The 14,483-nt window shown below is 70.5% G+C and carries 9 protein-coding genes and 2 pseudogenes; 5 read left to right on the forward strand and 6 right to left on the reverse strand.

The genetic code is table 11. The features are described from left to right. The first annotated feature begins 119 nt into the window (after positions 1–119). Together aspS and ACZ7OO_RS11725 are read left to right on the forward strand one after the other, a co-directional pair. Positions 120–1,883, forward strand: a complete 1,764-nt coding sequence (gene aspS / locus ACZ7OO_RS11720) for an aspartate--tRNA ligase (protein ID WP_471503898.1) — start codon at positions 120–122, stop codon at positions 1,881–1,883. Positions 1,884–1,995: 112 nt separating this feature from the next. Next, the gene (locus tag ACZ7OO_RS11725) at positions 1,996–2,940 is read left to right on the forward strand and encodes a dioxygenase family protein (RefSeq protein WP_471503899.1); all 945 of its coding nucleotides are present in this window, start codon (positions 1,996–1,998) and stop codon (positions 2,938–2,940) included. Positions 2,941–3,012: 72 nt separating this feature from the next. On the opposite strand, the gene ACZ7OO_RS11730 is transcribed toward ACZ7OO_RS11725, so the two are convergent. Beyond that, positions 3,013–5,532: an FG-GAP repeat domain-containing protein gene (locus tag ACZ7OO_RS11730; protein ID WP_471503901.1), complete on the reverse strand. Its 2,520-nt coding sequence runs from the start codon at positions 5,530–5,532 to the stop codon at positions 3,013–3,015. Between the two features lie 81 nt (positions 5,533–5,613). Beyond that, positions 5,614–6,087 carry a hypothetical protein gene (locus ACZ7OO_RS11735; RefSeq protein ID WP_471503903.1) on the reverse strand — a complete coding sequence of 158 codons (474 nt, stop codon included), beginning with the start codon at positions 6,085–6,087 and terminating at the stop codon, positions 5,614–5,616. A 139-nt stretch (positions 6,088–6,226) separates the two neighbouring features. Here ACZ7OO_RS11735 and ACZ7OO_RS11740 point away from each other — a divergent pair, with 139 nt between their 5' ends. After that, positions 6,227–7,576, forward strand: coding sequence for a pectate lyase family protein (locus tag ACZ7OO_RS11740; protein ID WP_471503905.1), 1,350 nt, complete (start codon positions 6,227–6,229; stop codon positions 7,574–7,576). A gap of 68 nt (positions 7,577–7,644) precedes the next feature. Here ACZ7OO_RS11740 and metG read toward each other — a convergent pair whose 3' ends face one another. Together metG and ACZ7OO_RS11750 are read right to left on the reverse strand one after the other, a co-directional pair. Beyond that, on the reverse strand, positions 7,645–9,360 hold the full coding sequence (metG, locus tag ACZ7OO_RS11745) for a methionine--tRNA ligase (RefSeq protein WP_471503907.1): 1,716 nt from the start codon (positions 9,358–9,360) through the stop codon (positions 7,645–7,647). 133 nt (positions 9,361–9,493) lie between these two features. Next, the gene (locus ACZ7OO_RS11750; RefSeq protein ID WP_471503908.1) at positions 9,494–11,419 is read right to left on the reverse strand and encodes a VWA domain-containing protein; all 1,926 of its coding nucleotides are present in this window, start codon (positions 11,417–11,419) and stop codon (positions 9,494–9,496) included. Positions 11,420–11,674: 255 nt separating this feature from the next. Between ACZ7OO_RS11750 and ACZ7OO_RS11755 the strand changes: the two genes are divergently transcribed. Next, the gene (locus ACZ7OO_RS11755) at positions 11,675–12,031 is read left to right on the forward strand and encodes a hypothetical protein (RefSeq protein WP_471504275.1); all 357 of its coding nucleotides are present in this window, start codon (positions 11,675–11,677) and stop codon (positions 12,029–12,031) included. Continuing rightward, positions 11,967–12,662, forward strand: a pseudogene (locus tag ACZ7OO_RS11760) (PhoX family protein); the annotation flags it as partial. The gene ACZ7OO_RS11755 and the pseudogene ACZ7OO_RS11760, both read left to right, overlap by 65 nt. Here ACZ7OO_RS11760 and ACZ7OO_RS11765 read toward each other — a convergent pair. Next, positions 12,659–13,510 (reverse strand): annotated as a pseudogene (locus ACZ7OO_RS11765) (FUSC family protein); the annotation flags it as partial. The pseudogenes ACZ7OO_RS11760 and ACZ7OO_RS11765 overlap by 4 nt on opposite strands. 10 nt (positions 13,511–13,520) lie before the next feature. Beyond that, a complete protein-coding gene (locus tag ACZ7OO_RS11770) occupies positions 13,521–14,483 on the reverse strand; it encodes an endonuclease/exonuclease/phosphatase family protein (RefSeq protein ID WP_471503910.1) in 963 nt (320 codons plus the stop codon).

A 14,483-nucleotide genomic window follows, 5' to 3' on the forward strand; every position in this document is an offset into this window, starting at 1 on the left:
GATCACCGACCTGGTAATGGTGAGAGTCGGCGCTGGGGGGCCCGGTACGCTGGGTGGTGTTTCACGTGAAACGCCAGGCTGATACCACACCCCGATCCGCGAAGGCTGGATGAACCACGATGCATCGGTACAGGTCCCACACCTGCGGCGAGCTCCGCTCCTCTGACGTCGGCACCGACGTCCGGCTGAGTGGCTGGCTGCACAATCGGCGCGACCTGGGCGGCATCCTCTTCATCGATCTGCGCGATCACTACGGCATCACCCAGCTCGTGGCACGTCCGGGCACGCCTGCCTACGAGGCCCTGGACAAGCTCAGCAAGGAGTCGACCGTACGAGTCGACGGCAAGGTCGTCTCCCGCGGCAGCGAGAACATCAACCCCGACCTGCCCACCGGCGAGGTCGAGGTCGAGGTCGGCGAGGTCGAGCTGCTCGGCGCGGCCGCCCCGCTGCCGTTCACGATCAACGCCGAGGACGGGGTCAACGAGGAGCGGCGCCTGGAGTACCGCTTCCTGGACCTGCGCCGCGAGCGCATGCACCGCAACATCATGCTGCGTACGGCCGTGATCTCGGCCATCCGCCACAAGATGGTCGCCCTCGGCTTCAACGAGATGGCCACCCCGATCCTCACCGCCACCTCCCCCGAGGGCGCCCGTGACTTCGTGGTGCCGTCCCGTCTGAACCCGGGCAAGTTCTACGCCCTGCCGCAGGCCCCGCAGCAGTTCAAGCAGCTGCTGATGATCTCCGGCTTCGACCGCTACTTCCAGATCGCGCCCTGCTTCCGCGACGAGGACGCCCGCGCCGACCGCTCGCCGGGCGAGTTCTACCAGCTCGACGTCGAGATGAGCTTTGTCGAGCAGGAGGATGTCTTCCGCCCGATCGAGCAGCTGATGACCGAGCTGTTCACGGAGTTCGGTGGCGGCCGTGAGGTCACCTCGCCGTTCCCGCGGATCCCGTTCCGCGAGGCGATGCTGAAGTACGGCTCCGACAAGCCGGACCTGCGCGCCCAGCTGGAGCTGGTCGACATCACCGACGTCTTCGAGGGCTCGGAGTTCAAGGCCTTCGCCGGCAAGCATGTGCGTGCGCTGCCGGTGCCGGCGGTCCAGGACCAGCCCCGCAAGTTCTTCGACCAGCTCGGTGACTACGCCGTCTCGCAGGGCGCCAAGGGCCTGGCCTGGGTCCGCGTCGCCGAGGACGGCTCGCTCTCCGGCCCGATCGCCAAGTTCCTCACCGAGGAGAACGTGGCCGAGTTGACCAAGCGGCTTCAGCTGACCGCCGGTCACGCCGTCTTCTTCGGCGCGGGCGAGTTCGACGAGGTCTCCAAGATCATGGGCGCGGTGCGGGTGGAAGCCGCTCGCCGTGCCGGGCGCTTCGAGGAGAACGTCTTCCGGTTCTGCTGGATCGTCGACTTCCCGATGTTCGAGAAGGACGAGGAGACCGGCAGGATCGACTTCTCGCACAACCCGTTCTCGATGCCCCAGGGCGGCATGGAGGCCCTGGAGACCCAGGACCCGCTAGACGTCCTGGCCTGGCAGTACGACATCGTCTGCAACGGCGTCGAGCTGTCCTCCGGCGCCATCCGGAACCACGAGCCGGACATCATGCTCAAGGCGTTCGGGATCGCGGGCTACGACGAGGAGACCGTCGAGCGCGAGTTCGCCGGCATGCTGCGTGCGCTGCGCTTCGGCGCCCCGCCGCACGGTGGCATCGCCCCGGGCGTGGACCGCATCGTGATGCTCCTCGCCGACGAGCCCAACATCCGCGAGACCATCGCCTTCCCGCTCAACGGCAACGCCCAGGACCTGATGATGGGCGCGCCGACCGAGCTGGACGAGGCCCGGCTGCGCGAGCTGCACCTGTCCATCCGGAAGCCCCAGCCGAAGTAGCGAGCAGGCCTGGGAAGGCCGGCGTCGATTTCCAGCCCCCTTGCGCGCGGGAGTGTGCAAGGGGGCTGTTTTCCAAGGTCGTTGACAGGCTGCGCACCTAGCTTCCGGCGACATGACAGACAACAAACAGCTTCCGGAGCCTCAACAGGATGACGGAACAACGGGATTGACACGCCGTGAGGTCGTCGTGGCGGGCACGGGTGCCGTCGCCGCGGTGGGCCTCGGCGGCGCCTTCGCGGCGAACGCGGTCGCCGGCGAGAGAAAAGCCCCGAAGCCGCCCACGCCGCCGGAGGACTGCTACAAACTCACCTCCGAGGCCGTCGAAGGCCCCTACTACATCGACGCGGACAAGATCCGCCGGGACATCACCGAGGACCGCGAGGGCGTCCCGATGACCCTCGCCCTCCGGGTGATCGACTCCGAGACCTGCCGCCCGGTGCGCGACGCGGCGGTCGACATCTGGCACTGCGACGCGATCGGCGTCTACTCGGGGTACGAGGAGCAGGGCAACGGCGGCGGAGGCGGCGGCCCGGCCCCCACGGGGTCGCCTACCGGCACCCCGACCGCCGTACCCACCGGCCCCCCGCCCGGCGGCGGAGGCGGCCACCAGGACCCCACCGACGACAAGCGCTACCTGCGCGGCACCTGGCGCACCGACCGCCACGGCCACGTGACCTTCAGGACCATCTTCCCGGGCTGGTACCGGGGCCGCTGCGTCCACATCCACGTCAAGGTGCACGTCGACGGCGAGTGGACCGACGCCGGTTACGAGGGCGGCCACACCTGCCACACCGGCCAGTTCTTCTTCGAGGAAGAGGCCGTCATCGCCACCATGACCCTCGACCCGTACGTCACCAACACCGCCGAGCGCACCACCCTCACCGAGGACACGATCTACGACCAGTCCGGCACCCAGGGCGGCCTGCTGAAGCTCCGCTACCGCAAGAACGACATTGCGAGGGGTGTCCAGGGCTCGATCACCATGTCCGTCGACCAGGACGCGACGAACGACGGCGAGGGCGGCGGCGGCCCGGCCCCGTCGACGTCGGCCTCGTAATCTCCGCACACGCAGACGAAGGCGCCCGGGACCGAGGAGGTCCCAGGCGCCCTCACCCGCACGACCGAACTATCAGGACAGGGACTTGTACGATCCCCAACCGCTCGCGATCTTCACCCGCGAGCCGAACGACCCCTTGCCGTCACCGCCGGTGCGGTACACGTTGCCGGAGGTGTCGCGGGCGACCAAGTCGGCCTTCCCGTCCCCGGTGATGTCGCCGACGCCGACCACGGCGTTGTACGAGCCGCCCCACGCGCCGAACAGCTTCACCCGTGCCTTGAAGGCGCTCTTGCCCGTCCCGCTGTAGCGGTACAGGTTGTTGGACTTGTCCTGGGCGACCAGGTCGCCGATGCCGTCGCCGTTGAGGTCGCCGACGCCGACGATCTTCTTGTACGTTTTCCAGTTGTCGTACAGCTTCACCCGGGCGGAGAGCTTGCCGGTGGTGGTCCCCTTGTAGAGGTAGACGGCACCGGTGGCGGAGTTGCGGGCGATCAGGTCCGGTCGTCCGTCCCCACTGATGTCCCCGGGCGAGGTCAGCACGTCGTACTGGTTCCAGCCGCTGCTGCCGATCGTCGTGTACGACGTCGACGGCGTGAGCGCCTTGCCGCAGCCCGGCTTGTACAGGCGCAGCGCCCCGCTGCTCGGCCGCACCAGGACATCGATGCAGCGGTCGCCGCTGAGGTCGCCGAGGGGGACGAACCTGGTGGAGGTGGCCCAGCCGGTGCCGGTGACCTTGCCTGAGAACGTGCCGGTGCGGGTGCCGAGCTGGTAGGTCAGCGCGCCCGAGGGGCTGAGGGTGAGCAGGTCTCCGGCGCCGTCCGGGGTCGCCGAGGCGCCGCCGAAGTCGCGGGCGACGGCGGCTCCGCCGGTCACCGTCACCTTCCCGGAGGCCAGCTTCACGGCCGAGTCCGTGCCCTCCTGGGTGGCGCGCAGCGTCCAGGTCAGGGGGCCGTTGGGGGCGTAACCTCCCGTTGTCGTACGGCCGTTCCAGCTCGCGGTGACGGTGAGGCCGTCGGTCGAGCCGGTGAGCGTCCGAAGGGTCTTGCCGGTCGCATCGGCGATGGTCACGGACCAGGACGAGGTGGGCCGGCTGAGCGTCCAGGTGGGCGCCCAGGCCCTGCTCGCGGTGCTGGTGCCCTTGAGCGCGGCGGTCGCCGGCACGCTGGAGCCGCCGACGGCGAGCGCCGGCCAGGCGGTACGGCTGCCGAACAGCTGTGAGTTGGCGCTGCCGCTCGGAGCGCCGGACCAGACGGCGGTGGCTCCGCCGTCCTTGCCGACGCTGATCCGGCCGAGGACGTAGGCGGCCGACGAGCCCGGCAACTGCGTGGGGGTGGTCCAGGCGCCGTCGCTGCGCACGGACTCCACCAGGACCCGCTTGTTGCCGACCTCCTGCGGCCACAGGGCGTGCACGGTGCCGTCGTCGGCGATGCCGGCGTCCCACGCCTCGGAGACGTACGACGTGGACAGCGTCTGCACGGCCGACCAGGCGCCGGTGGCGGCGTCGCGGGTGGCGGTGCGGGTGCCGAACGTCGTGGTGTAGTCGACCCAGATCAGGGTGACGTCGCCGTCCGGGGCGATGAGCGGTTCGGGGGTCCCGGCCAGGTCCCCGGTGGCGGTCACCGCGTCGGGCGCCGACCACGTGCCGTCGCCGCCGCGGGTGGCGGTGCGGATGGTCTGGTCCTCGGACTCGTCGGTGGCCTCGAAGGCGACCGTCGCCGTGCCATCGTCGGCGGCGGTGACCTCGGGCGGACTGATGGACTGGTAGCTGGGGCTCGCGGCGGCCGGGGCGGTCCAGCCGGCGGCGCCGACCGCGCGGGAGACGGTCCGCACCGAAGCGGACGGGCCGTGGGTCTGCTTGTAGACGACCACGGTGGTGCCGTCGGAGGTGACGGCGACGCTCGGCGAGTTCGCCCCGTCGGCACCGTCCGCCACCGTGTTGCTGAGCTGCGCGGGCGCCGACCAGGTGCCGTCGGTGCCGCGGATGGCCCCGTACACCTCCCACGATGCACTGGAGTCCGGCGACCGGGCGCCCCATACGGCGGTGAGCGTGCCGTCGGGGGACTCGGCGAGGTCGATGCCGCCGTCGCCCCATGAGGCGTCGGTGCCGACCACCTCGACGGGCGCTGACCAGCCGGAGTGGTCGGCAGTGAGCACGGAGCTGACGACCCGGCTGTCGAAGGGCCCGGACCCCGGCGCCGTCTCGTCGGGGTACTCCATCCACAGTGCGGTGACCGTGCCGTCGGCGGAGGCGTGCAGCTTGACGTGGCCGGCCTCGTCCGGGGTGGTGTCGAGCAGCGCCGGGGTGCCCCAGGTGTCGCTGCCGGGCGGCCTGACGGCGGCGTACAGCTTGCGTTCGGCGGACCCCGCGGCCGCGAACTGGTTCCAGATCGCGACGGCGGATCCGTCCGGAGTGGTCACGAGGTCCATCACCGAGGTGGAGACGTCGGTGCCGGTGAGGGCGGTGGCCGAGGTCCATGGGACGACCGGGGCCGCCACGGCCGTCGTAGGAAGCGCGGCGCCGCCGGTCACAACCAGCGCCACCGAAGAGATCGCGACCGCCAGCCGGCGGCGCGACAGGGCGTATCTGCCCACGTGAGAGTCCCTCCCTGCGAGGGTCCCCTGCCCGCGCACAAGTGGACGGACCTTACCAGCAGTTGGGCGTGTACAGGCTGGTCAGGTGTCGTACCGGCCGTCCCACGGCTCGGCGAAGCCCAGGCGGTCCGGGTACAGCTCGGCCCACGGGCCGTCCTCGTCCTCCTTGGCCACCAGGCCGAACAGCACGCCGTCGACGGTGAGCCGGAACGGGCGGATCGCTATGTCCGTGTACGTACGCCGGGGCAGACTGCGCAGCATGGTCGCCAGCCGGGCCCGGGCCCGGGACAGCACCGAGTCCGTGCCGTCCGGGTCCCGACGCTGCTCGGCCCAGCTGCCCGCGCACCAGATCTGCGAGTCGCGGTAGCGGCCCTCGGCGTCGAAGAGATGGAGCACGGAGTAGAGCCGCTTCTGCTCCTCCCAGCCCTCGTCCAGCCGGAACCCCTCGGGGAACGCGTAGGTGACCGACGCCAGGAACTGTCCGTCGGAGTAGCGGCCGATCGCCTCGGTACGGCCGTGCGGCTCGTAGGCGATCGGGATGAGCTCAGGGGTCATGGCGAAACCATACGGATGTGTCGTGGGCATGCGCAGGCGGGGTGGGGTGGGTGCGGAAAAATTCCCGGCAACCTTTTCGATCTCCACAACCACAGAGGAGTGAGTAACCGCCGCCCAGGAAGCACGTAAGGACTCCCCCGTGGCCTCTGCCTCTCACCGTCGGTCCCTTCGCACGCGCCGTACCCTCGTCGTCTCCGCCGCCGTCGTGGCCGCCGGTGTAGGTGCCGGTGCGCTCGTGCTGAACGCGAACGCGTCCGGCACTGACCTCTACCACCGGACGCTCGCCGCCAAGGACGGCTGGGCGTCCTCCGGTGCCGGTACGACCGGCGGTGCGAAGGCCGACTCCGCGCACACCTTCACCGTCTCCACCCGCGCCCAGCTGGTGAAGGCGCTCGGCTCCGTCTCCGACACCAGCCCGCGCGTCATCAAGGTCAAGGGGACCATCGACGCCAACACCGACGACTCCGGCAAGAAGCTGACCTGCGCCGACTACGCGGCGGGCACGGGGTACTCGCTGTCGGCCTATCTGAAGGCGTTCGACCCCGCCACCTACGGCCGCTCGAAGCTGCCCTCCGGCACCCAGGAGAAGGCCCGTGCCGCGGCCCAGGACAACCAGGCGAAGAACATCGTCTTCAAGGTGCCGGCCAACACCACGATCGTCGGCGTCCCCGGCACCAACGCCGGCCTCACCGGCGGCATGCTGCAGATCCAGAAGGTCGACAACGTCATCGTCCGCAACCTGACCTTCGCCGACACCGAGGACTGCTTCCCCCAGTGGGACCCGACCGACGGCGACGACGGCAACTGGAACTCCGAGTACGACTCGGTGACGCTCCGCGGCGCGACGCACGTCTGGGCGGACCACAACACGTTCACCGACGCCGGACACTTCGACAGCACCAACCCGAAGTACTACGGCCGTGAGTACCAGGTCCACGACGGTGAACTCGACATCACCAAGAGCTCGGACCTGGTGACCGTCGAACACAACCGGTTCACCAGCCACGACAAGACGATGCTGATCGGCAGCAGCGACAGCGAGCCCAGCGGCAAGCTGCGCGTCACCCTGCACCACAACATCTGGAAGGGCGTCGTCCAGCGCGCCCCGCTGACCCGCGTCGGCCAGGTACACATCTACAACAACGTCTACGACGTCACGCCCCTCAACGGCTACGCGCTGCAGTACAGCATCAACTCCCGTGCGAAGGCACAGGTCGTGGCCCAGAACAACTACTGGACCGTGCCCAGCTCCCTCAAGGTCTCCAAGCTCCTGAGCGGCGACGGCACCGGCTCCGTCGCGGGCAGCGGCAACCTCGTCAACGGCACGACGACCGACCTCGTCGCCGCCTACAACGCCGCGAACTCCAAGAAGATCAAGACGACGGTCAACTGGACACCGACCCTGACGGCGGGCCTGGAGTCGAGCGTGAAGAACCTGCCGACGGAGCTGGCGAAGACGACGGGCGCGGGCGTGCTGACCGCGAGCTGACACACGACGGCCCCTTGACTCCGCCGAGCGGGGCAAGGGGCCGAAGGCTGTGCGAGGCGGTACGGCGGTCAGGCCTCCGTGCCGCCGAAGCGCTCCTTGTACGTCTCCAGGTCCTCGTCCGTGAGCTTGGCGAAGAGGACCGGGGGGACCGTGAAGGGGGTGCCGGTGGGGACGGAGGCCAGGGACTTCGCCTCGGCGGCCGTGACCCAGGTCGCCGTGTCCTCGGTCAGGGCGAACGTCTCGCGCATCGTCTTCGCCGTCGACGGGATGAAGGGCTCCGAGACCACCGCGTAGAGGTGGATCAGGTTCATCGCCGTGCGCAGGGTCAGGGCCGCGCCGTCCTTGTTCGTCTTGATCTCCAGCCAGGGGGCCTTCTCCTCCAGGTAGGAGTTGCCGGCCGACCACAGGGCGCGCAGGGCTGCCGCGGCCTTGCGGAACTGGAGGGACTCCATCTGGGACTCGTACTCGGCGAGGAGTTCTGCGATCTGCTCGCCCAGCTTCGCCTCGGCCTCGCCGGGCTCGCCGCCGGCCGGGACCTCCTCGCCGAAGCGCTTCTTGGAGAAGGACAGGACGCGGTTGACGAAGTTGCCGAGGGTGTCGGCCAGGTCCTTGTTCACCGTGGCCGTGAAGTGCTCCCAGGTGAAGGACGAGTCGTCCGACTCGGGGGCGTTGGCGATGAGGAAGTAGCGCCAGTAGTCCGTCGGGAGGATGTCCAGCGCCTGGTCGGTGAAGACGCCTCGCTTCTGGGAGGTCGAGAACTTTCCGCCGTAGTACGTCAGCCAGTTGAAGGCCTTGACGTAGTCCACCTTCTTCCACGGCTCGCGGACGCCGAGTTCGGTGGCCGGGAACATGACCGTGTGGAAGGGGACGTTGTCCTTCGCCATGAACTCCGTGTAGCGGACGTCGGTGTCGACGTCGTACCACCAGGACTTCCAGTCGCGGGTGGACGGGTCCTGGTCCGCCCACTCCTTTGTCGCGCCGATGTACTCGATCGGCGCGTCGAACCAGACGTAGAAGACCTTGCCCTCGGCCGCCAGCTCCGGCCAGGTGTCGGCCGGGACCGGGACGCCCCAGTCCAGGTCGCGGGTGATCGCGCGGTCGTGCAGGCCCTCGGTGAGCCACTTGTGAGCGATGGAGGAGGCCAGCTGCGGCCAGTCCTTGTCGTGCTTCGCCACCCACTCCCGCACCTCGTTCTCCAGCTTGGACTGGAGGAGGAAGAGGTGCTTGGTCTCGCGGATCTCCAGGTCCGTGGAACCGGAGATCGCCGAGCGCGGGTTGATCAGGTCGGTCGGGTCGAGTACGCGGGTGCAGTTCTCGCACTGGTCGCCGCGCGCCTTGTCGTAGCCGCAGTGCGGGCAGGTGCCCTCGACATAGCGGTCCGGGAGGAAACGGCCGTCGACCGGGGAGTACACCTGGCGGATCGACCGCTCCTCGATGAAGCCGTTCTCGTTCAGGCGGCGGGCGAAGTGCTGGGTGATCTCGCGGTTCTCGGGGCTGGAGCTGCGGCCGAAGTAGTCGAATGCGAGTGCGAAGCCGTCGTAGACCGCCTTCTGGGCGTCGTGCGCCTGGGCGCAGAACTCGTCGACCGGAAGGCCCTGCTCCTTGGCCGCGAGCTCGGCGGGGGTGCCGTGCTCGTCCGTCGCGCAGATGTAGAGGACGTCGTGGCCGCGCTGGCGGAGGTACCGGGAGTACACGTCCGCCGGGAGCATGGACCCCACCATGTTGCCCAGGTGCTTGATCCCGTTGATGTACGGAAGGGCGCTGGTGATGAGGTGTCGAGCCATCGGGGGCTGCTCCCAGGTCGCGGTTGCTGTAGCTGGTTCCTACAGGTGTGAACCTTGAAATCGTAGCCGACATGTGTATGCCGCCCGCTTCCCGTTTTATTGGGTGAGAAGCGGGCGGCATGGGACACAGGTGCTACGGGCGCCAGTCGATCAGGACGCCGTCGTAGAGCTCCGCGTCCGTGAGCTCCAGGGGGGTCGGGCCCGCGTGGAAGAAGGCCGTGTTGTCGGTCTTCAGCTTGCGGAGGTAGTCGAAGGCCTTGTTCTCGTGCTCGCCGAACGCGACGAAGGAGAAGAACACCGAGGGGTGGGTCTTCGCGGCGTCGGTGAGGGACTGGGTGGCGGGGGTCTTGGCGTCGGGGGCGCCGTCGGTCTGGAAGACGACGAGGGCGGGGGTCGCCGGGGTGCCGGGGGTGGCGTTCTTGTCGTAGTGCGCGAGTACGGCTTCCACGGCGGCGTGGTAGCTGGTACGGCCCATACGGCCGAGGCCCGCGTGTGCCTCGTCGATCGCGTTCTCGGGGGAGGCGGGGGTGAGGTCGGTGGTGCCGTCGACCTCGGTGGAGAAGAAGACGACGTGGACGGAGGGGGCCTCGGGGTCCGGCGCGAGGTGGGTGGCCAGCGCGAGGGTCTGGTCGGCCAGGGCCTGGGCGGAGCCGTCCTTGTAGTACGGGCGCATGCTCGCGGAGCGGTCGAGGACGAGGTAGGTGACGGCGCGGGTGCCGGTGAGGCCGGCCTTGGCGAGGGCGGTGGCGGCGGCGTCGTTGCCGGTGGCGGTGGGAGTGGGGGCGGCGGCCTCGGCCTCGGCTTCGCCTTCGGCCGGATGGTTCCCAGCCGCACCACCCGTGACGGTTTCGTCGTCGGGTGCGGGTGGCCCCTGGGGGGCGGATTCGCCGTCGGCGGCTGCGGCGGGTTCCGGGGAGACCTCGGGCTCAGCCTCCAGATCGGAAGCCGCCTCGATTTCCGGCTCGGGGGCGTTGGTCGTCTCGGCGGTCGCCGGTGCGGGCTCGTCCTCGGCCTCCTCGGCCGGGGTGGTCTCGGGCTCGGCGGTGGCGGCGGGCTCCGGCTCCGCGACCGGCTCGGGCTCGGGCGTCGGCTCGACAACCGCCTCGGCGACCGGCGCGGGCTCGGGCTCGGGCTCGGGCTCGGGCGTCGGCTCGACAACCGCCTCGGCGACCGGCGCGGGCGCGGGCTCGGGCTCGGGCTCGGGCGTCGGCTCGACAACCGCCTCGGCGACCGGCGCGGGCGCGGGCTCGGGCTCGGGCTCGGGCGTCGGCTCGATCGCGGCCTCCGGTTCGGCCTCGGCCTTCGGCTCGGCCACTGCCTCCGTTGCCGGCGTCGGCTCGACAACCGCCTCGGCCACCGGCTCGTCATGAGCTTCCGGCTCAGCCGCCACCCCAGTCACGGGCTCGGTCTCAGCCGTCACCTCAACCCCCGGCTTGGCGTCAGCCACCGGCTCGGCCTCGGCCACCGGCTCAGCCGTCACTTCAGACTCAGCCTCAGTCACCGCCTTGGCCTCGGCCACCGGCTCAGCCGTCGCCTCAGCCCCCGGCTTGGCGTCAGCCACCGGCTCGGCCGCGGCGGTCGTCTCGGCCACCGGCTCGGCCTCGGCCACCGGCTCAGCCGTCGCCTCAGACTCCGGCTCAGCCGTCACCTCAGACTCGGCCTCAGCCACTGGCCCGGCCTCAGCCACCGCCTCCGCGTGGGCCTTGGCCTCTGCCTCTGCCTCCGCCTCCGCCTCTGCCTCTGCCTCTGCCTCTGCCTCCGCGTCGGCCTTGGCCTCCGCCTCCGTCTCCCCCCGAACCTCGATCTCCGGCTCGATCGTTCGTGACGCCTGCTTCGGCACCGTCACGTTGTCGAATGCCGCCGACACCAGATCGTGCTCGTCGGTGTCTGCCGGGCGGGGTTCCGGGACCACCGCGGGGGCGGCCGGTTCTGGTGCTTCCTGCTTCGGCGCCGGTGCCGGCGTCGGCTGCGAGGGGAGCTGGTCTGCACCCTCTGCCTCGGCGGGGCGCGGCTTTCGCGACCGGCCGAATGCGTTCCGCAGGAGAGTGAGAATGCCCATGTGCGCAACCCTTCGCGTGAGTTGATACCCGTCAATCGCTGGCCAGGACGGACACGTAAGGTTAGCGGCCCCAGGTTGCGATCTTGGGGAGGGTCGATGACTCCTGTCGGGCGTACGGCGGTCGAGTTCCGGCCCATCGCCAACTCCCCGTCGGCTCCGCCCAGTTCATCTCTCGTTCATTCATCGGCCGTTCGTGTGCACAATCACCCCCCTAGGGTCAACGCTCACACCAAGAGATCGCAAGGGGAGAGTAAAGTGCGCAAACTGCTGCCGCTCGTCGGGACGCCCAACGCCGAGCATCCTGGTGGGCGCTCCGCCCTCACCTGCCGGTTCCGGTGTGGTGACGCCTGCTTCCACGAGGTGCCCAACACCAGCGCGAACCCGTACGTCGGCGATGTCATCGCCGGTGCCCTCAGCCGTCGTAACGCCATGCGGGCCGCCGCCGTCGTCTCCGTCGCCGCGGCTGCCGGGAGCGTCGGCGTCGCGGGCGCCCGGCCCGCTGCCGCCGCGTCCAAGGAGATCTCCGAGAAGGCCTCCCCAACAGCTTCCAGATCCGGCGATCGACGGCACGGGGAAGCTGCCGAACGACGGCGAGTTCGACGGCAGCGGTGAATGGATCCCGCTGGTCACCGCCACCGCGAAGGGCGCCGTCTCGCATGTGGCGGGGATGAGCGTCGAGGAGGTGCTCGTCTTCACCCGGCTCGCCGGGGACAAGGTCGGCGCGACCAAGATGGACCGGCCCGAGGACATCGAACCGAACCCGCGCTCCGGGAAGGTGTACGTCGCCCTCACCAACAACACCAACCGCGGTCTGACCGGCAACGCCCCCGCCGACGAGGCCAACCCGCGCAACGCCAACAAGCACGGGCACGTCCTCGAGCTGACCGAGCGCTGGAACCGGGCCGGCAGCACGAGGTTCGCCTGGACGCTGTTCCTCGTCGCCGGCGACCCGGATGACCCCGCGACCTACTTCGCGGGCTTCCCCAAGGACGACGTCAGTCCGATCTCCTGCCCGGACAACGTCGCCTTCGACCCGCACGGCAACCTGTGGATCTCGACGGACGGCGCGCAGCTCGGCTACCACGACGGGTTGTTCGGCGTGGCCACGCGGGGCGACCGGCGCGGTGAGCTGAAGCAGTTCCTGACCATGCCGACCGGCGCCGAGACCTGCGGTCCGCTGGTGCAGGACCGGCGGGTGCTGGTGGCCGTGCAGCATCCGGGCGAGATCACCGGCGCCACGGTGTAGCCGGTGTCGATGGCGTCGGCGATGCGCCGGACCGCCGCCGGGATCTCGGGCGGCAGCGGTTTGCCGGCGAGCCGGGCGGCGGGTGCGGCCTCCACCACCGGCGTGATCGCGTTCAGCTGGGCCAGCATGCGGGTGAGTTCACGGCTGCGGCCGCGGTACCGGGCACGCCGGGCGAGGATCAGGTCGTACGACTGGTTCAGCGACTGGGTGACGGTGTGCCGGGCGCGGTCGTACTGCTCGGCGTCGGCCGTGCCGACGGCGACCAGCTGTTCGGCGACCGTGCGGTAGGTGGCGGCGATCGCCGAGCGTTCGGGCACGCCCGAGCGCAGCGGCCAGGCCAGCAGGGCGAGGAGGAGGACCAGGAGGCCGCCGCCGGTCATCAGGACGGGCGTCAGCCACCAGGGGCCGGGCAGCGGCAGGCCCGCGCCGATCACGCAGTTGAGCAGGAGCAGCAGTCCGGAGACCGAGGAGACCGCGCCGATCGTCGAGATCATCCCGGAGACCAGCGCGATGCCGGTGACGACGACGACCGTCAGCCGGCCCTGGCCGTAGACCAGCGCGCCGGCGGTGACGCCGACGGCGCCGAAGAGCTGGGGGACCGCGATGTTGAGGATCCGCATCCGGTAGGCGTCGGCGGTGTCGCCGATGACCCCGGACAGGGCACCCATGGAGGCGAGCGCGCCGTACGCGGGCTGTCCGACGGCGAGCCCGATGACGAGCGGGAGGGCCATACCGAGGGCGGCGCGGGCCAGGGCGGCCCAGTTGAGGGGCGGGGCCTGCTGGGGCCGGAGGTTCCTTACCAGCCAGTCGGGAGGGGTCAGGCCGATCGGGAACTCGCGGGACATGCGCCCATTATCAGGGCTTGTGCTGGTGGAGCGTGATGTCGACGACGAGGGCACGGTGGTCGGTGTCCGACAGGCGCAGGAAACGGGCGCCGGTCGCCGAGAAGTCCCGGGAGACAAGGACGTGGTCGATCTGGGTGCCGAACACCGAGGCGGTGGGGGCGGGCCAGCTGGCGGTGCGGCCGGCGCCGCTGAGCCGGGCGCTGTCCCGCAGCCGCCCGGCGTCGAGGATGCGGCGGAAGGCCGCGTGGTCCTGGGAGGCGTTGAAGTCGCCGGCGAGGATGGTCGGGGTCGTGGTGTCGGCTGCGGCGAAGTCGCGGAGGCGGCCCAGCTCGCGGTGCCAGAGGCCGACCTGGCCGGGGACCGGGGGCATGGGGTGGGCGAGCTGGAGGCGCACGGCGTGACCGTCCACGTCGGCGACGGCTCCGGGCATGCCCATCGTGCCGGGGACGCCGTCGGTGGCGCGGAGCGGGAAGCGGGACAGCAGCAGCGAGCCGGTCGAGCCGCCGGCGACGACAGCCGTGCGGTAGGGGTAGCCGGGCGTCTTCTCCAGGGTTGCCTGGCAGGTGTACTCGCACTCCTCCACGAACACGATGTCCGGCTTCCACCGCCGGATCCGCGAGACCAGGGAGGGGGTTCCGGCGCCGAACTCGACGTTCGAGGTGAGGACGCGGAGGGAGGTGAGCGGGGCGCCGGCCGGTTCGGCGCCGCTGCCGTACGGCCCGACGAACCAGCCGAGGGCCGGCAGCAGGGCGGCGCCCCAGACCAGACCGGGCCACCAGCGGGCGAGCAGGGTCAGCAGCAGCCCCAGAAGGGTGGGGACGAGCAGCCAGGGGAGGAAGGCGAGGAACTGGGGGACCGGGGTGACAGCGTCGGTGTCGGCGATGCGGCAACCGACGACGACGGTCACGCCGAGGAGGAGCAGGGCGGCCGCCCAGACCGCGAGCCGGGATCCGGGGCCGGGCGCCGTCGTCAC

It is taken from the genome of Streptomyces sp. NPDC111744 (assembly GCF_055634995.1).